Origin of the sequence: Variovorax gracilis (genome assembly GCF_030317115.1) — a bacterium.
Lineage (GTDB): Bacteria > Pseudomonadota > Gammaproteobacteria > Burkholderiales > Burkholderiaceae_C > Variovorax > Variovorax gracilis.
In genome coordinates this window covers 18,168-35,634 of the sequence record NZ_JASZYF010000005.1, presented here as the reverse complement: position 1 = coordinate 35,634, position 17,467 = coordinate 18,168, and the positions used below count along the sequence as shown (strand labels likewise).

Sequence of the window (17,467 nt, the reverse complement as noted above, 5' to 3'; positions counted from 1 at the left end):
CATGCAGAAGCCGCGACCCGGTAGCAACGAAGAAGACGACACGGCATTCGGTGGGCTGGCGCCACGCAGCGGGCCACGCACCGAGGTTCGTCCGACCCGCAACGGTACCGCCGGCAAATGGGTGGCTGCGATCGTCGCCGTGGTCGTGGTCCTGCTGATCGTGCTGTACGTCGGCAATCGGCCCTGAATCCGGTGTCGCCGGCCGGGGGCTCGATAATCCCCCGATGTCTTCCCCCAAAGTGATCTTCGGCTTCCACGCCGTGGGCGTGCGTATCAAGACCGCGCCGAAATCGGTGATCGAGGTGCTCTTCGACGCCAGCCGGCGCGATGCCCGGATGCGGCAGTTCGTCGCCCGTGCGCAGGAGGCCGGCGTCCGGCTGATCGAGGCCGACGGCTTGCGTCTGGCCAAGCTCGCCGGCAGCCACGGCCACCAGGGCGTGGCCGCGCGCGTGGAGCCCGTTCCCCAGACCCATTCTCTTGACGAACTGCTCGAAGGCCTCGAGGCCGCCGGCACCGTGCCGCTGCTGCTGGTGCTCGACGGCGTGACCGATCCGCACAACCTCGGCGCCTGCTTGCGCGTGGCCGACGGTGCGGGCGCCCATGCCGTGGTCGCCCCCAAGGACCATGCCGCCGGCATCAACGCCACCGTGGCCAAGGTGGCCAGCGGAGCTGCCGAGACGGTGCCTTATTTCATGGTGACCAATCTTGCGCGCACGCTCGGCGAGCTCAAGGAACGAAACATCTGGTGCGTGGGCACCAGCGACGACGCGCCCGGCACGCTTTACCAGTGCGACTTGAAGCGTCCGCTGGCGATGGTGCTCGGCGCCGAAGGCGAGGGCATGCGGCAACTCACGAGAAAGACCTGCGACGAGCTGGTGAGCATCCCGATGGCGGGCGCGGTCGAAAGCCTCAACGTGTCGGTGGCGAGTGGGGTGTGCCTCTACGAGGCGATGCGCCAGCGGCTGGGCTGAGATCGCTCCGGGTGGTTTCGATGCAGCCGACGCTCACCTACGACCCGCATCCTTCGGCGCCGCAGCTTCGGCTGCCGCCCGGCGCCTGTGACGCGCACGTCCACGTGTTCGGCCCCGCAGCGCGTTTCCCTTTTGCCGACGGCCGCAGCTTCACGCCGGCGGATGCCCCCAAGGAGGCCCTGTTCGCGCTGCACAGGCACTTGGGTATCGAGCGCTGCGTGATCGTGCAGTCGCTCTGCCATGGCCATGACAACCGCGTGGTGGAAGACGCCATCGCGGCCGGCGGTGGCAACTATCTAGGAGTGGCATTGCTGCCACTCGACGTGGCCGATGAGGAACTGGCGCGGCTTGCGTCGGTTGGCTTCAGGGGCGTGCGCTTCAATTTCGCGAGGAATCCGGCCGCGGATTTCGACGTGGAAGGCGTCGTTGCGTTCAGCCGGCGTCTCGAACCGTTCGGCATGCACCTGCAGTTGCACTTCGAGCGAGGCCTGATCCGGGAACTCGCATCGCCGATCGCGCGCAGTGCAGTGCCGGTGGTGATCGATCACATGGCGCGCGTGGACGCCTCGGCAGGCGCCGCGGATCCTGACTTCATCGCGCTGCATGCGCTGATGCAAGACCCGCTGTTCCGCGTCAAGGTGAGCGGGGTGGACCGGATTTCACGCGCGACCGACTACGCCGATGGCGTGGCCATCGCCCAAAGGCTGGTCCGCGACTTCCCGGAGCGCTGTTTCTGGGGGACCGACTGGCCGCATCCGCTTCACGACCATGTGCCGGACGACGGCGTGCTCGTCGACGCGCTCTCGCGCATCGCGCCAGAACCCGACGTGCGGGAGCGCCTGCTGGTGCGCAACCCGCAGGACTTCTATCGCTTCGGCGGTCGTTGACGCGAAAGGGCCGGATACGCGCGAGGTCGGCCCGGAATCCGGGTGAGCACGCGATTGGCACTTCGGAAGGTGCCTCTGGGGAATCTAGAGAAGCGTGAAGAAGCGCATCACCACTTGCGCCGGATGCCGGATGCCGACGCCGATGAACATGCGTTCGCCGATCCAGCGAAGGGAAGGTGAAGCGGTTTCGAAGCGCGGGTTGCAGCGGAAGTAGATCTGCGCAGGATCCACGGGCTCACCCCGCAGGAGTTTCGCCATCGCTTCCGGCGGCGCAGCCCGAACCGCATGATTCTGGACGTAGATCAGGTCACCCGCATCGGTCTCGAGTCCATAGCGGGCGTCGAGTTCGGACAGGCTGTCGCTGACGATCAATTGAAAATCGGTGCCGCCCGGAATGACCCGGGCCGTCCACCCGTTGCCTTGCGCCGAGCCCCCGGTGATCGGCACGAGCCGCCGCATCCCGCGAGGCCCCTGGCTCAGCACCTGCGGTACGCCGACCTCGACCTGGAGATCGGCGAAATAGTCGAGGGATGGCGGAGCGAGCGGATCGGTCGGGTTCATCCGCCGAGCGTAGCGCCGTTGGGGAGATTTGAAATCAGGAAGGGTCCTTGCCCCGGGTGCGGCCCACCGCGCTGAAGATTCCGATGCCAAGCACGATCAGCGTACCGATGCCTATATAGAGCGTCGGTACGCCGGCTACCGACGCACCCCAGATCAAGCCGGCCAGGAAGATCAGGAAGCCAACCATGTAGAGGGCAAAAGACATGTTCTCTCTCCGGAATTGTGAATCGAGGCAGTCTGCATGACACCGGTCGCCGTCGCGGCGGTCTGTGCCGCCAAACCGTGTCGGAGCGTGCCTACCGTTGAGCGGCAGTCTCTTCGCTGGCCGCGTCGAGCGCGGCAATGGTTTCGGGCTCCAACCGGAGGCTGGCCGCGGCGATCAGCTCGTCGAGCTGCTTCACCGATGTGGCGCTCGCAATGGGCGCCGTGATGGAGGGGCGCGCGATCTGCCACGCGATCGCCACCTGGCCCGGGGTCGCGCCGTAGGCGTGGCCGGCGGCGTCCAACGCCTGCAGGATGCGAAGGCCGCGCGGGTTCAGGTACTTCTTCGTCGTGTTCACGCCGCGCGCGCTCTTCGCCGCGTCCGCCTCGTTGCGGTATTTGCCCGTGAGAAAGCCGGCTGCGAGCGCATAGAAATTGATCACGCCGATACCGCGTTCGACGCACAGCGGCTCCAGTTCCTTCTCGAAGACGGCGCGGTCGTACAGGTTGTAGAGCGGCTGCAGGCTCTCGTAGCGCGGCAGGCCCTGCTTCTCGGCGACGTCCAGCGCTTCGGCCAGGCGGGGCGCGCTGAAGTTCGACGCACCGATCGTCCGCACCTTGCCGGCCTTGATCAGCGCGGCAAAGGCCTCGGCCGTGTCCGAAAACGGCGTCTCCGGGTCGTCGTCGTGCGATTGGTACAGGTCGATGTGATCGGTCCTGAGGCGCTTGAGCGACGCATCGACAGCCTCACGGATGTAAGCGGGCGAGAGCCCCTTCTTTCCTTCGCCCATCGGCTTGCCGACCTTGGTCGCGAGGACGACGCGATTGCGCTTGCCAGTCTGCCGCAGCCACTTGCCGATGATGGTTTCGGATTCGCCACCGCTGTGGCCCGGCGCCCAACTCGAATACACGTCCGCCGTATCGACGAAGTTGAATCCGGCGTCGAGCCAGGCGTCGAGCAGCCGGAAAGAGAGCGCCTCATCGACGGTCCAGCCGAAGACATTGCCGCCGAAGGCGAGGGGAGAGACTTGCAGGCCGGAGCGGCCGAGCGGACGAAACTGCATGGGTCGATTCCTGAAAGGGTTGGATCAGACGAAGGCCAGGGCACCGAGCACGGCGCCGGCGCCGAGCAGCCACAACAGATGGATGCGGGTGCGCCACACGATAAACGCCGAGACGCCCGTCAGCAGCCAGAGGTGCCAGGCGGGCGCGTCGCCGGAATGGTTACCCGAGGCCAGTACCCAGCCGGTCGCGATCAGCAGGCCGACCACCACCGGCGCCATGCCTTGCTTGAACGCCCGTACCCCGCGCCGCTCGCGGTTGCGGTGCCCCCAGCGTGTCGCGAAATAGGTCAGCGTGGTGCTGGGCAGCATGATGCCGATCATGGTGATGGCCAGGCCGAGCAGGCCGAGCAGCCACGCATGCGGACCGGCGCCGATGCCACCGCCCGCGTTGAGCCCGACGTTCCAACCCATCAGCGCGACGAACAGCACGTTGGGCCCAGGAGCGGCCTGGGCGATGGCGACCGACGAGCTGAACTGCGCGTCCGTCAGCCACCCGTGCTGCGCCACCAGGTAGCGCTGCATGTCGGGCACCGTCGTGATGGCGCCGCTGATCGACAGCAGGGAAAGCATGAGGTACTGGCCGAAGAGCGCCAGCCAGTCATGCCAGTGCATCACGATCGTCATGGCCCGATCTTTCGCCAGGTCCAGACGCAGGTCACGCCGCCGACGACGAGCAACACCCAACCCAGCGGCATGCGTGCGAAAGCGATCGCGGCAAACACCAGTGCCACCAGGCCGAGGCACACGCCGAAGCCCAGCGGATGCCTGCGCAGCGCCGGGATCAGCTTGATGCCGGTGGCGGCGATCAGGCCACCGGCCACCGCGCCCATGCCGCGCAGCGCGCCGGCCACTTGCGGATTGCCGGCGTAGTGCGCGTAGAGCACCGCCAGCGTCAGGATCACGCCGAGCGGCACGACCAGCATGCCAGCCACCGCGCAAATCGCGCCACGAAGGCCGAAGTAGCGGTCGCCGATCATCAGGGCGAGATTGACCACGTTCGGCCCCGGCAGCACCTGGGCCACGGCCCAGTCCTCCAGGAACTGGTCGGGCGTCAGCCAGCGCTTCTTCTCGACCATCTCGCGCTGCACGACGGCGAGCACGCCGCCGAAGCCTTGCAACGCAAGCCACGTGAATGAAACGAACAGGTCGCGCGGGGACTGGGGTTGCGGTCGGTCGGGCGCCGATGCCGCGCTGGGAAGAGGCGGGTGCATTGCGGGCGATTATCGTAGGCAAGGCGCGGCTGCGTTGGCGCGCTGCATCCGGTTTGCGCGGCGGGGCCTTGCTGCGACACTGCATCCATGAATGCACGCGCGCTCTTCGATCTCTGCAAGCAGTCCTTCGCATCCTGGCGAGCGGACTACGCCCCGAGCATGGGGGCGGCGCTGGCCTACTACACGGTGTTCTCGGTGGCGCCGTTGCTGCTGATCGTGATCTCGGTCGTCGGCCTGGTCTTCGGGCGCGACGAGGCGCGCGGCGAGATCTTCGAGCAGCTGTCGGGGCTGATGGGCGCGGAGGGCGCGCGGGCGATCCAGATCATGCTCGAAGCACTCAACAAGCCGAGGCAGGGAATCGTTGCAACGGTGATCGGCATCGCTTTGCTGCTGGTCGGTGCGACCACGGTCTTCGGCGAACTGCAGGACGCATTCGACCGCATCTGGCGCGCGCCCGCGCGCGAAGAAGTCAACGGCCTGCTCGACCTCATGCGCGTGCGGCTGCTGTCCTTCAGCATGATCATGGGCATCGGTTTCCTGTTGATCGTTTCGCTGGTGGTCAACGCGGCGCTGGCGGCGCTGGGCGAGTGGTGGGCGCCGGTCTTCGGCGGCTGGGCCGTGTTGGCGCAGAACGTCAACTCGGTGTTCGGCTTCGTGATCGTGACAGTGGGCTTCGCGATGATCTTCAAGGTCATGCCGCGCGTGAGCGTGCAATGGCGCGATGTGTGGATCGGCGCGATCGTCACCGCGGTGCTCTTCACCATCGGCAAGTACCTGATCGGCCTGTACATCGGCAAGACCGGCATCGCCTCGGGCTACGGTGCGGCTGGCTCGCTGGTGGTGCTGCTGGTGTGGGTGTACTACTCGGCGCAGATCTTCCTGCTGGGCGTGGAGTTCACCTGGGTCTACGCGCACGCCTACGGCTCGTTCAAGGGGCGGCCGCGGCCGGCGGCCAGGGCATCGCCGACGCGCGCGGAGCCGTCCGCCTGATCAGCCGGAGAAGCCGCCTTCGTCGAGGAACTTCTGCTCTTCGGCTGTCGTGCGGCGGCCGAGCACCTCGTTGCGATGCGGAAAGCGCCCGAAGCGAGCAACGATGTCGCGGTGCAGCACGGCGAAGCGCTGCGTGTTGGCATCCAGCGCGGCATTGAGCGCAATGGAACGCTCCTGGTCCGCCAGCGATTCCGAATGCATGAAGGGCAAATAGAAGAAGGGCCGCAGCGCCGGCTCGACCTGCCGGTCCAGGCCGGCATCGACGGCGGCGCTCGCGATGGCCAGTGCCTTGCCGTCGGTGGCGAACATGTGGCCGCTGCCGCGCCAGGCATTGCGCGGAAACTGGTCCAGCAGCACCAGCAACGCGAGCACCCCTTCGGCATCGGCTGCCCAGAGGTCGAGCACACCGGTCGCGGCGGCATGGTGGGCGGCCTCGAAGCGCGACTTGAACTCGGCGTCGAAGGCGTCGTTTTTGGCGAACCAGCGGTCGGGGCCGGCATCGCGCCAGAAACGGGCGACGTCCTGGGCGGAGGGAAGGGTATTCATGGGGGCAGGATCATGCCATTGCGTCCCGCAAGTCGGGTTGATGGCCGACAGCGCCGCCTCGCAATGCTTTTTATCCTGCGGGATTGCCAACTACAGGAGATGCCTCATGAACCGATATGGCACGACCTTGCGCATGGCCCTCGTGGCCGGCGTTGCAACCGCGACTCTCGTGGGTTGCGGAATGATGTCCAAGTCCAACACAGCGAGCTTCAGCGGCAGCATGAACGCGGCGAGCGAAGTGCCGCCCAACATGACGCGCGGCAGCGGTCTCGCCGAGGCGACGCTCAACAAGGAAACGAACGTCCTCAAGTACAAGATCACCTATGACGGCTTGAGCGGACCGGCCACGGCGGCGCACTTCCACGGACCGGCCGCGGCCGGGGCCAATGCAGGGGTGGTACTCCCCTTCGCCAATGCGGCGAGCCCGATCGAAGGGCAGGCGACGCTCACTCCGGCTCAGGCTGCCGACCTGATGGCAGGCAAGTGGTACGCCAACATTCACACGGCGGCCAATCCCGGCGGGGAGATTCGCGGGCAGATGCTGCCCAAGATGTAGTCCTCCCGAGAGAGGCGAAAGCGGTGGTGCATGGTGTCCAATGGTCACCATGGGAACCACAGCCAATGCCACATCTTCCTCCCCTCGCCGGTCCGGCCCCCGTGTCGATATCACCAGCGCCCGCAAGGCGCTGGTGCTTCAGGGAGGCGGCGCACTGGGCGCGTACCAGGCCGGCGTCTACGCGGGCGTTTTCGAGAAGCACAAGGCGCTCGACTGGGTGGCCGGCGTTTCGATCGGCGCCATCAATGCTGCGCTCATCGCCGGCAACGCGCCCGAAGTGCGCGTGCAGCGGCTTCGCGAATTCTGGAACCTCGTTTCTTCGGGCCCGGCCCAGCGCGTGCCGGCGTGGTGGAGCGACAGGGTGATGTTCAACCAGTGGAGCGCCACGTCGGCTGCGGTGTTCGGCGTGCCCGGCTTCTTCGAGCCGCGTCGCAGCCCGACGCTGCTGCTCGGCGGCGCGGCACCCGTGCTGAGCTACTACGACACGGCGCCGTTGAAGTCCACGCTGGAGCGGTTGGTGGACTTCGATCGCCTCAACCATCCCGAGATCCGCTTCAGCGTTGGTGCCGTGAATGTGCGGACTGGCAATTCCATCTACTTCGACAACACCGTCCAGCGCATCGGCCCCGAGCACATCATGGCCAGCGGTGCGCTGCCGCCGGGCTTTGCGCCCGTGCACATCGACGGCGAGGACTACTGGGATGGCGGCATCGTCTCGAACACTCCGTTGCAGTACGTGCTCGACATGCATCCGCGCAGCGAACCGCTTTTGGTGCTGCAGGTCGATCTGTTCAGCGCTCGCGGTGCGATGCCGCGGACGATCTCCGAGACGATGGAGCGGCAGAAGGACATCACCTATTCGAGCCGCACCCGCATGAACACCGACGCGCTGGCCTCGAACATGAATCTCCAGCAGGCGATCGCAGACCTGATCAAGAAGCTGCCCGCACCGTTGCGCAAGGACGCCAGCGTGCAGGCCGTGTGCGACCAACTCTCGCACAAGCCGATCGAGATCGTTCACCTGATCTACCGCGACAAGCCCTACGAACTCGAATCGAAGGATTACGAGTTCTCGCGCGCCTCGGTCGACGAGCATTGGGAAGCGGGCTGGCGCGACATCTGCAACACGCTGGATCACCCCGAATGGCTGGAGAGCGCGTCGCAGATCAACGGCGTCACTACCTTCGATCTGACCGAGCCGAACGCCCATCGCGTCCGCCGGCCGATGAAGCTGCCGCACATTCCGGCCGGCAATTAGCCGGGCAGATCAGGTTCGTCTAAGTCTCGGGCGCCATTCTGCCGCCATGGGCACGCAGATTGCACGCATCTTCCAACCACCGTCACGCAAAGGAATCCCCATGCAACTCAAGGACAAGGTCGCCTTCATTACCGGCTCGGCCAGCGGCATCGGCAAGGAAATCGCCATCGTCTTCGCCAAGGAAGGCGCGAAGATCGTCATCGCCGACCTCAACAAGGAAGCCGCCGACGCGACCGCCGCCGAACTCAAGGCAGCGGGCGCGCAGGCCATCGGGGTCGGCGTCGACGTCACCAGCGAAGAGCAGGTCGACGCCTCCGTCGAGGAAGCCGCCAAGGCCTTTGGCGGCATCGACATCCTGATCAGCAACGCGGGCATCCAGATCGTGCACCCGGTGGAGGAGTTCAGCTTCGCCGACTGGAAGAAGATGCTGGCGATCCACCTCGACGGCGCCTTTCTCACCACCAAGGCCTGTCTGAAGCACATGTATGCGCAGGGCCGTGGCGGCAGCGTGATCTACATGGGCTCCGTGCACTCCAAGGAGGCATCACTGCTCAAGGCGCCCTACGTCACTGCCAAGCATGGCCTGATCGGGCTGGCCAAGACGGTGGCGAAGGAGGGTGCCAAGTACGGCGTTCGCGCCAACGTGATCTGCCCCGGCTTCGTGCGCACGCCGCTGGTCGAGAAGCAGATCCCCGAGCAGGCGAAGACGCTGGGCATTACCGAGGAGCAGGTGATCAAGAACGTCATGCTCAAGGAGACGGTGGATGGCGAGTTCACCACCACCGATGACGTGGCGCGTGTTGCGTTGATGTTCGCGGCCTTCCCGACGAATGCCCTGACGGGTCAATCGCTGGTCGTGAGCCACGGCTGGTTCATGCAGTGACCGTACAGGGTGGTAACCCTGTATTTCATGCCGGCTGAATGACAGCTTGGCGGCCTAGGATTCCGTCAACGGGCGCGATGGGTGCGCTCAGAACACGGAGACCCCAGGCCATGACGACTCGACTTCATTTCATCGGCAGGCGCGCGGCCATCGCGGCCACGGCGTTGCTGTTGGCCGCTTGCAGCGGTGTCGGCACCCAGCCCGCGACGACCGATGTCCACGTGATGACCTCGGGCGGCTTCACGGCGGCCTACAACGACCTGCGCCCCGGTTTCGAGAAAGCGAGCGGCCGCACGGTGAAGACCGCCTACGGCGCCTCGATGGGCAACGCCGAAGACTCGATCCCGAGCCGGCTGGCGCGCGGCGAGCCGGCGGACGTCGTGATCCTGGCGCGGCCGGCGCTCGACGCACTGGTGGAACAGGGCAAGGTCCTGCCCGGCAGCCAGGTCGACCTGGTGCGCTCCAGCATCGGCTTTGCCGTCAAGAAAGGCGCGCCCAAGCCCGACATCAGCACGGTCGATGCGCTCAAGCGCACCCTCATCGCCGCGCCTTCCATCGCCTACTCGGCGAGCGCCAGCGGCACCTACTACGAGACCGAATTGCTGAAGAAGCTGGGCATCGAAGCGCAGGTCAAGCCGAAGAGCAAGCGCATCCTGAGCGAGCGCGTGGGCACCGTGGTCGCGCGCGGCGATGCGGCGCTCGGCCTGCAGCAGGTCAGCGAACTTCTGCCCATCGAGGGCATCGACTACGTCGGACCCTTGCCGGCGGAAGTGCAGCGCGTCACGGTGTTCTCCGCTGGAGTTGCGAGCGCTTCGAAGCAGCCCGACACGGCCCGCGCGCTGATCCGCTACCTGAATTCACCGGAAGCCGCGGCGACCATCGCCAAGACGGGCCTCGAACCGTTGACCGCCCGCTGAAGCCGTCACCCGGCCAGCAGACGCGCTGGCTCCGTCTTCACGAACACTGAAGACCTCTTGCCCCCGCGCGCACTGGCGCGCGTGCCTCGGGCTGCCTAAAGTGGCTCCTCTCACGAGGAGACAAAGCATGACGACGCCCGGCATCCTGGCCATTCCTTCCATGAAGAACCGGTGCTCGCCCGCCGAATGGCAAGCCCGTGTCGATCTGGCTGCCTGTTATCGGCTGATCGAGTTCTACGGCATGGCCGACATGATCGCCAACCACATCTCGGCGCGGGTGCCGGGAGAAGACGGCGCCTTCCTCATCAATGCCTACGGGATGATGTACGAGGAGATCACGGCGTCCAGCCTGATCAAGGTCGACCACGAAGGCAACATCCTTTGCAAGCCGGACTTCGGCGACCTGGGCTACGGCGTGAACAAGGCCGGCTACGTGATCCACAGCGCAGTGCATGCCGCGCGGCCCGAAGTGGCGTGCGTGATCCACACCCACAGCTGGGCATCGATGGCGGTGTCGTCGCTGGACTGCGGACTGCTGCCGCTGACACAGACGGCCATGCGCTTCCTGAAGATCGGCTATCACGAGTACGAGGGCGTCGTGCTCGGCACCGCCGAGCAGGCCTCGCTGGTTGCCGATCTCGGCCAGTCCGAGGCGCTGATATTGCGCAACCACGGTGCGCTCGTCGTCGGAAACACCGTCGGGGAGGCCTTCAACTGGATGCATCGCCTGGAACTGGCCTGCCGGTCGCAACTCGCTGCCATGGCCTGCAACAGCCCCTTCCGCCCGGTGCCCCCGGAAGTGCTGGAGGCGACCTGGAAAAACTACCAGCCCGGCACACGCCGACCCTACGGCGTCATGGAGTGGCCTGCCTTGCTGCGCAAGCTGGACCGGACGGACCCGAGCTTCCGCGACTGAGTCATCGATCACAAGAAAAAGGAGACAACCCCATGAGCCGAAACCTTCCTCCCACCGTCTCCGATCCACCGACCGCCGCGTGGCAACCGAAGCGCCGTGCCGCGGCGCTGGCGATGGTCGCGCTGTCCGCGTCGTTGATCGCCCCGCCCACGTTCGCGCAGGCGTACCCGGCCAAGCCGGTGCGCATCGTCATCGCGTTCTCGGCGGGCGGTACCACCGACATCCTGGCCCGCTCGGTGGCGCAGAAGCTCGGCGACCAGTTGAAGCAGCCTTTCGTGATCGACAACAAGCCGGGTGGCGGCGGCAACATCGGCACCGAGGCGGTGGTGCGCTCGGCACCCGATGGCTACACGCTGATCGTCAACTCCGTGGGCCCGATCGCGGTCAACCAGACCCTCTACAAGAACCTGCCCTACGACCCGTTGAAGGACCTCGTGCCGATCGTGCAGATTGCGGACGTGCCGAACGTGCTGGTGGTCCATCCCTCGGTGCCCGCGAACACCTTCGAGGAGTTCGTCGCCTACGCCAAGGCCAATCCCGGCAAGCTCAACTACGGTTCCACGGGCACCGGCACCTCGTCGCACCTCTCGAGCTTCATGCTGAGCCAGCGTATCGGGACCGAGACGACCCACGTCCCCTACAAGGGTGCGAACGCGCTGAACGATCTTCTTTCCGGGCGCCTGCAGTTCATGTTCGCCACGATTCCGTCGGTGATCCAGCACATCCGCGCCGGCAAGCTGAAGGCGTTGGCTGTCTCCAGCGACAAGCCCTCGCGTTCGCTGCCCGGTGTTCCTACCGTGGCGGAAAAAGGCTTCCCTGGCTTCGCCGCAGGGTCTTGGTTCGGTTTCTTCGCACCCAAGGGCACGCCGGAGTCGGTCATCGTTCTGCTCAACAAGTCGGTCAATGACGTCCTGCCGTCGCTGGAGGAGCAGATGATCCGCGAGGGCGCCGATCCGGTCGGCGGCACCGCGGCACAGTTCGGGCAGTTCACCCAGCGCGAGTACGAGAAGTGGAAGGTGATCGTGCGCGAGTCCGGCGCCACGCCGGAATGAGCGACGACCGCGCGATGCCCGCGCTGCGCATCCTGCTGTCGGATGCCGCCCGGGAGCGGGTCGGGGCCGTCATCTCGTCGGCGATGGGACCACGCGCGCACTGCTTCGTCGCGCCGAGATCGGGCGTCGATGCCGATCTCGCTCTCGTGACGCGCGACGTCACGGGCTTGTCGACCAAGCACGCCGTGCTTCCTGAGACACAGGCCTTCTACGACGCCATGCTCGGCGCGCCGAGCCTGCGCTGGGTGCACGTGCACTCGGCGGGAGCGGACCGGCCGGTCTACGTGGAGCTGCGTGCCCGTGACGTGGCGATCAGCACCTCATCGGGCGCCAACGCGGCCGTGGTGGCGCAGACCGCGCTGGCAGGGTTGCTGGCGCTCGCACGGCGCTTTCCTCAACTCATGCGCGCCCAACGCGAGCGCACCTGGGCGCCGCTGATCGGCACCGGCTTGCCGCGCGACCTGGCGGGGCAGACCGCGGTAGTCGTCGGCTGGGGACCGATCGGCCAGCAGATCGCGGCCTTCCTCCGCCTGCTGGGCCTTCGCCTCGTCGTGGTTCGCGCCAGCGCCGAGCCGGCGGCAGCGGACATCGAGACGCTGGCTTTCGAGGATATCGGCCGTGTCCTGCCGCGCGCCGACTGGCTGTTGCTGGCCTGCCCGCTGACGTCGCGGACGCGCGGGCTGCTGGACGCCGGCGCGATCGCACGGTTGCCACGAGGCGCGCATCTGGTTAACGTCGCGCGCGGCGAACTGATCGACGAGCAGGCGCTGATCGAAGCGCTCGCCAGTGGAAGGCTTGGCGGCGCCTATCTCGACGTCTTCGCGCACGAACCGTTGCCACCCGAATCTGCGCTGTGGGGCTTGGACAATGTGATCGCCACGCCTCACAGCGCAGGCTTTTCCGACGGCAACGCGTCGCGGGTGATCGAGCTTTTCATCGACAACCTCCGGCGCTGGCTGGCCGGCGAGAAACTGCTCAACGACGTTGCCTGAGGGCGCCGGCGCATCAGGCTGCCGCTGGCGCAAACTTCAGCTCCCAGGTCTCGCCGACCAGTTGCTGTCCGAAGCCCTCGTAGGGTTCAGACTTCACCAGCCTGAAGCCGCGCGCCGCATAGATGCCGCGCGCCGCCGTGAGGCAGCTATTGGTCCACAGCACCATCTTCCGGTAGCCCTTGCCGCGCGCGAAGGCGATGCATTCGTCCGTGAGTCGCGCACCCAGTCCCAGCCCACGGGCCTTGGGGCTCAGGATCAGCATGCGCAACTGCGCCGTGGTGGGCGACTTGCGCACCACGAACACCGCTCCGACCCGCTCGCCGTCGAGTTCGGCGATCCAGCAGCGCTCCCATCCGGGCTGGAACTTGCGCAGGAACTGGCTGGCGATGTCGGCCACCAGCGCTTCGAAGTCGCTGTTCCAGCCGTATTCGCGCGCATAGATCTCGCCGTGCTGTTGCACGACCCAGCCCATGTCGCCCGGGGCCGGGTCGCGCAGCACGGCCGCCCTTGTTTTCGTCGGCGCTGCCGGGGCCGGGTCCAGGAGGTTTTGGACAGTCTGGATGGCGTCGATCAATTGCTGCCTTTGTGGCGCGGCGAGCGGCGCGAGGAGGGCGGCCGCCTCGTCGCGCGATTTCTGCTGCAGTGGTGCGAACGCCTGGTGCCCCGCCTCCGTCAGGCGCAACAGGCTCTGCCGCGCATCGCGCGGATGGGGCTCGCGGCTCAGCCAGCCATTGGCTTCGAAGCGGCGCAGGATGCGGCTGAGATAGCCGCCGTCAAGGTGCAGATCCTTGCCGATCTCGCTGGCCACTGGCGTCTCGCGGTGAGCCAGTTCGTACAGGACGCGCACGTCGGTCAGCGACATGTCGCTGTCCAGGTAGGGGTCGAGCACGCCGATGCGGCGGGTGTAGAAGCGGTTGAATTGCCGGATCGCCTTGACGGCGGCGACCTCGGGCGGGAAGGGTGGAACCGGCGACATGATTGCCATTGTCATGTAATTGGTTGACTTAGGCAACTAAATGCCAAGGTGCTCGGCGGGTGCAATTTGCCCTTTAGGGCGACAGCACCAGTGGAAAACCCTAGAATCCAAGGTTGCCCGACACGGGCCCACCCGGCCCGCAGGCCTGCGCGGCACCTTTGCCGTCCTATCCCCGATGAACGCCCCCGTCGACGTCTCCTTTTTCGCGCGCGCCGCCAAGCCGCTGACCAGCTACCGCAAGTACTGGGCGGCCCGTTTCGGCACGGCCAGATTCCTGCCGACGTCGAGGGCCGAGATGGATGCGTTGGGGTGGGACAGCTGCGACATCATCGTCGTCACTGGCGACGCCTATGTGGACCATCCGAGCTTCGGCATGGCCGTGATCGGCCGCATGCTGGAAGCGCAGGGCTTTCGCGTCGGCATCATCGCTCAGCCCGACTGGCACAGCGCCGACCCCTTCAAGGTGCTGGGCAAGCCGAACCTGTTCTTCGGCGTGACCGCCGGCAACATGGATTCGATGATCAACCGCTACACGGCGGACCGGAAGATCCGCAGCGACGACGCGTACACCCCCGGCGACGTCGGCGGCCGGAGGCCGGACCGCGCGGCCATCGTCTATTCGCAGCGCTGCAAGGAAGCCTGGAGCGACGTGCCGATCGTGCTCGGCGGCATCGAAGGGTCGCTGCGCCGCATTGCGCACTACGACTACTGGCAGGACAAGGTGCGCCGCTCGATCGTGGTGGACGCCAAGTGCGATCTGCTGCTCTACGGCAACGCCGAGCGCGCCATCGTCGAGATCGCACACCGGCTGGCGGCGCGCGAACCGGTCCAACAGATCACCGACGTGCGCGGCACGGCCTTCGTGAGGCGCGAGACGCCCGAAGGGTGGTTCGAGATCAACTCGACCAGCGTCGACGAGCCCGGCCGGGTCGAGGCGCACGTCAATCCGTACCTGATGGTGTCGGACCAGGCCAAGGCCAATGGCGCGACCTGCGCCAAGGAAGACGAGGCGCAGGCCGTCGCACAGGCAGCCGAGGCTGCCGGATCGGTCAACCTCGCGATCAAGCCGCTGAATTTCGTTCCCAATCCGGCGCTGCAGAACCGCGCCCGGATCAAGGTGCCGCCGCGCGACCGCTCGGTGATCCGCCTGCCTTCCTACGAGCAGGTGCGCGCCGACCCCGTGCTTTACGCGCACGCCAACCGCGTGCTGCACCTGGAGACCAACCCCGGCAACGCGCGTGCCCTGGTGCAGGCCCACGGCGAAGGCACGACTGCCCGCGACGTCTGGATCAACCCGCCCCCGATCCCGCTGACGACGGTTGAGATGGACCACGTGTTCGACCTGCCGTATGCGCGCAGTCCCCACCCGCGCTACTGCGACGAGCATGGGAGCCACGACGGCGCGACCAAGATCCCTGCCTGGGAAATGATCCGCTTCAGCGTGAACATCATGCGCGGCTGTTTCGGCGGGTGCACTTTCTGCTCCATCACCGAGCACGAGGGCCGCATCATCCAGAGCCGCTCGGAAGAATCGATCATCAAGGAGGTCGAGGCCATCCGCGACAGCGTGAAGGGCTTCACCGGCACCATCTCCGATCTGGGCGGGCCGACGGCCAACATGTACCGCATCGGCTGCAAGTCGCCCGAGATCGAATCGGCCTGCCGCAAGCCGAGCTGCGTGTACCCGGGCATCTGCCCCAACCTCAACACCAACCACGATCCGCTGATCAAGATCTACCGCCGGGCGCGCGCGCTCAAGGGCATCAAGAAGATCCTGATCGGCTCCGGCCTGCGCTACGACCTGGCCGTGCAGTCGCCCGAGTACGTGAAGGAGCTGGTGCAGCACCACGTCGGCGGGTACCTGAAGATCGCGCCCGAACACACCGAGCAGGGCCCGCTCACCAAGATGATGAAGCCCGGCATCGGCAGCTATGACAAGTTCAAGCAGATGTTCGAGAAGTTCAGCGCCGAGGCGGGCAAGAAGCAGTACCTGATCCCGTACTTCATCGCGGCGCATCCGGGCACCAGCGACGAGGACATGATGAACCTCGCGATCTGGCTCAAGAAGAACGGCTTCCGCGCCGACCAGGTGCAGACCTTCTATCCCTCGCCGATGGCCACAGCCACGACGATGTACCACACCAACAAGAACCCGCTGCGCAAGATCACGCGCGAGAGCGAGACGGTGGACATCGTTCGCGGCGACAAGCGCCGCCGGCTGCACAAGGCCTTCCTGCGCTACCACGACGCCAACAACTGGCCGCTGCTGCGCGAGGCCCTCAAGTCGATGGGCCGGGCGGACCTGATCGGCAACGGCAAGCACCACCTGATCCCGACCTGGCAGCCGCTCACCGACGGCAGCTACCAGAGCGCGCGCCGCAAGAACTCCACCACCGTCGCTCTCACGCCGGTCAAGCCCGCCAAGGGACGAATCCTCACGCAGCATACCGGCCTGCCGCCGCGCGACACCGGGACAGGCCGCGCCAGGCCTTCCGCCGGCAAGCCGATCCGCAAGGCTCGCTGAGCCGCCCGAAGACCGCGATGGGCCTGGCCTCGCGGTGTATGGTGTCGGCATGAAAAAGCTCCTGGTCGCGCCCCGGCGCTGGTGCCGAATCTGTCTTTGGCTGGCGCTCGGCGTGATGGCGCTGGGCTCGCAGGCCGCGACACTGGAGGCCGGATCGGCACCGGCCATGCGGGAGCTGCACCGCAAGCTCGGCGACCAGCTCGCCAACAGCCCCTTGAAACGGCCTGTGGTCCTCGACTCCACGGAGACCGACGGAGGACTCCAAGGCGATGTCTACGCGGTCTTCGACCACTCGATCGACGACGTGCGCCGCGCGCTCGAGCGATCGTCGCAGTGGTGCGAGATGCTGACCCTGCACATCAACAACCGGCGTTGCCGCGTGGAGCATGGCGCCGACGGCGAGAAGCTGACGCTCAGCGTCGTGCCGCGCTATGACAAGCCGATCGAGCAGGCTTTCGAGCTGAGCTTCGTCCACCGCGTTGCCCATGCCTCGCGCGACTACTTGCTGGTGGACCTTTCCGCTGAATCGGGGCCGATGGGCACCAGCCACTATCGTGTGCTGCTCGAAGCCGTTCCGCTCGGCGAACGCCAGACATTCCTGCACTTCGCCTACGCCTACGACCACAACATGGTGGCGCGGCTCGCGACCATGGCCTATCTCGCGACTTTCGGCAGCGACAAGGTTGGCTTCACGGTGGTGGGCAAGACGTCGGCCGGCGCACCTGAGTACATCCGCGGCCTGCGCGGATTGGTGGAGCGCAATTCGATGCGCTATTTCCTCACGCTAGAAGCCTATCTCGACGGCTTTGCGGTGCCGCCGCCCGGGCGGGCCGACAAGCGCCTGAACAGCTGGTACCAGGCGGTCGAGAAGTATCCGACGCAACTCCACGAGATCGATCTCGCGACCTATCTCGCGGTCAAGCGCGAGGACCGGCTGCGCGACGCGGGAACGGCGCGCTGAG

The 17,467-nt window shown here is 66.4% G+C and carries 20 protein-coding genes; 13 read left to right on the top strand and 7 right to left on the bottom strand.

All coding sequences use genetic code 11. From position 1 onward, the window contains the following. Nucleotide 1: 1 nt before the first annotated feature. From QTH97_RS11930 to QTH97_RS11920, 3 genes are read left to right on the top strand one after another with little or no spacing between them, the layout of a single operon-like run. Nucleotides 2-187 carry a hypothetical protein gene (locus QTH97_RS11930; protein WP_286568362.1) on the top strand — a complete coding sequence of 62 codons (186 nt, stop codon included), beginning with the start codon at nt 2-4 and terminating at the stop codon, nt 185-187. A 37-nt stretch (nt 188-224) separates the two neighbouring features. After that, entirely contained in the window at nt 225-971 is a 747-nt protein-coding gene (gene rlmB / locus QTH97_RS11925; protein WP_286568361.1) for a 23S rRNA (guanosine(2251)-2'-O)-methyltransferase RlmB, read from the top strand. Between the two features lie 20 nt (nt 972-991). Further along, nucleotides 992-1,858, top strand: a complete 867-nt coding sequence (locus tag QTH97_RS11920; protein WP_286568360.1) for an amidohydrolase family protein — start codon at nt 992-994, stop codon at nt 1,856-1,858. An 84-nt stretch (nt 1,859-1,942) separates the two neighbouring features. Here the strand turns inward: QTH97_RS11920 and QTH97_RS11915 are convergent, their stop codons facing one another. From QTH97_RS11915 to QTH97_RS11895, 5 genes are all read right to left on the bottom strand, one after another. Next, the gene (locus QTH97_RS11915) at nt 1,943-2,419 is read right to left on the bottom strand and encodes a DUF3237 domain-containing protein (RefSeq protein WP_286568359.1); all 477 of its coding nucleotides are present in this window, start codon (nt 2,417-2,419) and stop codon (nt 1,943-1,945) included. A gap of 34 nt (nt 2,420-2,453) precedes the next feature. Next, complete coding sequence (locus QTH97_RS11910) at nt 2,454-2,624, bottom strand: hypothetical protein (RefSeq protein ID WP_028253719.1); 171 nt, start codon at nt 2,622-2,624, stop codon at nt 2,454-2,456. A gap of 91 nt (nt 2,625-2,715) precedes the next feature. Then, nucleotides 2,716-3,684 (bottom strand): aldo/keto reductase, encoded by a 969-nt coding sequence (locus tag QTH97_RS11905; RefSeq protein ID WP_286568358.1) that lies wholly within the window; start codon nt 3,682-3,684, stop codon nt 2,716-2,718. 24 nt (nt 3,685-3,708) lie between these two features. After that, nucleotides 3,709-4,308, bottom strand: a complete 600-nt coding sequence (locus QTH97_RS11900) for a chromate transporter (RefSeq protein WP_286568357.1) — start codon at nt 4,306-4,308, stop codon at nt 3,709-3,711. Further along, nucleotides 4,305-4,895, bottom strand: a complete 591-nt coding sequence (locus QTH97_RS11895; RefSeq protein ID WP_286568356.1) for a chromate transporter — start codon at nt 4,893-4,895, stop codon at nt 4,305-4,307. Before QTH97_RS11895 ends, QTH97_RS11900 begins: the two co-directional genes overlap by 4 nt. A gap of 87 nt (nt 4,896-4,982) precedes the next feature. On the opposite strand from QTH97_RS11895, the gene QTH97_RS11890 reads away from it, so the two are divergent. Continuing rightward, a complete protein-coding gene (locus tag QTH97_RS11890) occupies nt 4,983-5,885 on the top strand; it encodes a YihY/virulence factor BrkB family protein (RefSeq protein WP_286568355.1) in 903 nt (300 codons plus the stop codon). Here QTH97_RS11890 and QTH97_RS11885 read toward each other — a convergent pair whose 3' ends face one another. Next, a complete protein-coding gene (locus tag QTH97_RS11885) occupies nt 5,886-6,431 on the bottom strand; it encodes a DUF924 family protein (RefSeq protein WP_286568354.1) in 546 nt (181 codons plus the stop codon). 106 nt (nt 6,432-6,537) lie between these two features. On the opposite strand from QTH97_RS11885, the gene QTH97_RS11880 reads away from it, so the two are divergent. From QTH97_RS11880 to QTH97_RS11850, 7 genes are all read left to right on the top strand, one after another. After that, nucleotides 6,538-6,987, top strand: a complete 450-nt coding sequence (locus QTH97_RS11880; protein WP_286568353.1) for a CHRD domain-containing protein — start codon at nt 6,538-6,540, stop codon at nt 6,985-6,987. Nucleotides 6,988-7,036: 49 nt separating this feature from the next. After that, nucleotides 7,037-8,245, top strand: coding sequence for a DUF3734 domain-containing protein (locus tag QTH97_RS11875; protein ID WP_286568352.1), 1,209 nt, complete (start codon nt 7,037-7,039; stop codon nt 8,243-8,245). Nucleotides 8,246-8,345: 100 nt separating this feature from the next. Beyond that, nucleotides 8,346-9,128 (top strand): 3-hydroxybutyrate dehydrogenase, encoded by a 783-nt coding sequence (locus QTH97_RS11870; protein ID WP_286568351.1) that lies wholly within the window; start codon nt 8,346-8,348, stop codon nt 9,126-9,128. A gap of 110 nt (nt 9,129-9,238) precedes the next feature. Beyond that, on the top strand, nt 9,239-10,045 hold the full coding sequence (locus QTH97_RS11865; protein WP_286568350.1) for a substrate-binding domain-containing protein: 807 nt from the start codon (nt 9,239-9,241) through the stop codon (nt 10,043-10,045). 127 nt (nt 10,046-10,172) lie between these two features. Continuing rightward, nucleotides 10,173-10,961: a class II aldolase/adducin family protein gene (locus tag QTH97_RS11860; protein ID WP_286568349.1), complete on the top strand. Its 789-nt coding sequence runs from the start codon at nt 10,173-10,175 to the stop codon at nt 10,959-10,961. Nucleotides 10,962-11,074: 113 nt separating this feature from the next. Continuing rightward, nucleotides 11,075-12,013, top strand: coding sequence for a Bug family tripartite tricarboxylate transporter substrate binding protein (locus tag QTH97_RS11855; RefSeq protein ID WP_286568711.1), 939 nt, complete (start codon nt 11,075-11,077; stop codon nt 12,011-12,013). Further along, nucleotides 12,010-13,005 (top strand): D-2-hydroxyacid dehydrogenase, encoded by a 996-nt coding sequence (locus QTH97_RS11850; RefSeq protein ID WP_286568348.1) that lies wholly within the window; start codon nt 12,010-12,012, stop codon nt 13,003-13,005. The genes QTH97_RS11855 and QTH97_RS11850 overlap by 4 nt, the downstream gene beginning before the upstream one ends. Before the next feature lie 13 nt (nt 13,006-13,018). Here QTH97_RS11850 and QTH97_RS11845 read toward each other — a convergent pair whose 3' ends face one another. Then, nucleotides 13,019-13,990 carry a bifunctional helix-turn-helix transcriptional regulator/GNAT family N-acetyltransferase gene (locus tag QTH97_RS11845; RefSeq protein ID WP_286568710.1) on the bottom strand — a complete coding sequence of 324 codons (972 nt, stop codon included), beginning with the start codon at nt 13,988-13,990 and terminating at the stop codon, nt 13,019-13,021. Nucleotides 13,991-14,156: 166 nt separating this feature from the next. Between QTH97_RS11845 and QTH97_RS11840 the strand changes: the two genes are divergently transcribed. Both QTH97_RS11840 and QTH97_RS11835 read left to right on the top strand, forming a co-directional pair. Beyond that, a complete protein-coding gene (locus tag QTH97_RS11840) occupies nt 14,157-16,505 on the top strand; it encodes a YgiQ family radical SAM protein (protein ID WP_286568347.1) in 2,349 nt (782 codons plus the stop codon). A gap of 49 nt (nt 16,506-16,554) precedes the next feature. Then, on the top strand, nt 16,555-17,466 hold the full coding sequence (locus QTH97_RS11835; protein ID WP_286568346.1) for a hypothetical protein: 912 nt from the start codon (nt 16,555-16,557) through the stop codon (nt 17,464-17,466). Nucleotide 17,467 lies beyond the last annotated feature (1 nt).

Bases quoted from the DNA above. Each gene is read 5' to 3' on its own strand.
- QTH97_RS11845 (WP_286568710.1), bottom strand. From the start codon at position 13,990: ATGGCAATCATGTCGCCGGTTCCACCCTTCCCGCCCGAGGTCGCCGCC.
- QTH97_RS11860 (WP_286568349.1), top strand. From the start codon at position 10,173: ATGACGACGCCCGGCATCCTGGCCATTCCTTCCATGAAGAACCGGTGC.
- QTH97_RS11865 (WP_286568350.1), top strand. From the start codon at position 9,239: ATGACGACTCGACTTCATTTCATCGGCAGGCGCGCGGCCATCGCGGCC.
- QTH97_RS11900 (WP_286568357.1), bottom strand. From the start codon at position 4,308: ATGACGATCGTGATGCACTGGCATGACTGGCTGGCGCTCTTCGGCCAG.
- QTH97_RS11855 (WP_286568711.1), top strand. From the start codon at position 11,075: ATGGTCGCGCTGTCCGCGTCGTTGATCGCCCCGCCCACGTTCGCGCAG.
- QTH97_RS11910 (WP_028253719.1), bottom strand. From the start codon at position 2,624: ATGTCTTTTGCCCTCTACATGGTTGGCTTCCTGATCTTCCTGGCCGGC.
- QTH97_RS11835 (WP_286568346.1), top strand. From the start codon at position 16,555: ATGAAAAAGCTCCTGGTCGCGCCCCGGCGCTGGTGCCGAATCTGTCTT.
- QTH97_RS11890 (WP_286568355.1), top strand. From the start codon at position 4,983: ATGAATGCACGCGCGCTCTTCGATCTCTGCAAGCAGTCCTTCGCATCC.
- QTH97_RS11930 (WP_286568362.1), top strand. From the start codon at position 2: ATGCAGAAGCCGCGACCCGGTAGCAACGAAGAAGACGACACGGCATTC.
- QTH97_RS11875 (WP_286568352.1), top strand. From the start codon at position 7,037: ATGGGAACCACAGCCAATGCCACATCTTCCTCCCCTCGCCGGTCCGGC.
- QTH97_RS11885 (WP_286568354.1), bottom strand. From the start codon at position 6,431: ATGAATACCCTTCCCTCCGCCCAGGACGTCGCCCGTTTCTGGCGCGAT.
- QTH97_RS11895 (WP_286568356.1), bottom strand. From the start codon at position 4,895: ATGCACCCGCCTCTTCCCAGCGCGGCATCGGCGCCCGACCGACCGCAA.
- QTH97_RS11905 (WP_286568358.1), bottom strand. From the start codon at position 3,684: ATGCAGTTTCGTCCGCTCGGCCGCTCCGGCCTGCAAGTCTCTCCCCTC.
- QTH97_RS11920 (WP_286568360.1), top strand. From the start codon at position 992: ATGCAGCCGACGCTCACCTACGACCCGCATCCTTCGGCGCCGCAGCTT.
- rlmB (WP_286568361.1), top strand. From the start codon at position 225: ATGTCTTCCCCCAAAGTGATCTTCGGCTTCCACGCCGTGGGCGTGCGT.
- QTH97_RS11915 (WP_286568359.1), bottom strand. From the start codon at position 2,419: ATGAACCCGACCGATCCGCTCGCTCCGCCATCCCTCGACTATTTCGCC.
- QTH97_RS11880 (WP_286568353.1), top strand. From the start codon at position 6,538: ATGAACCGATATGGCACGACCTTGCGCATGGCCCTCGTGGCCGGCGTT.
- QTH97_RS11870 (WP_286568351.1), top strand. From the start codon at position 8,346: ATGCAACTCAAGGACAAGGTCGCCTTCATTACCGGCTCGGCCAGCGGC.
- QTH97_RS11850 (WP_286568348.1), top strand. From the start codon at position 12,010: ATGAGCGACGACCGCGCGATGCCCGCGCTGCGCATCCTGCTGTCGGAT.
- QTH97_RS11840 (WP_286568347.1), top strand. From the start codon at position 14,157: ATGAACGCCCCCGTCGACGTCTCCTTTTTCGCGCGCGCCGCCAAGCCG.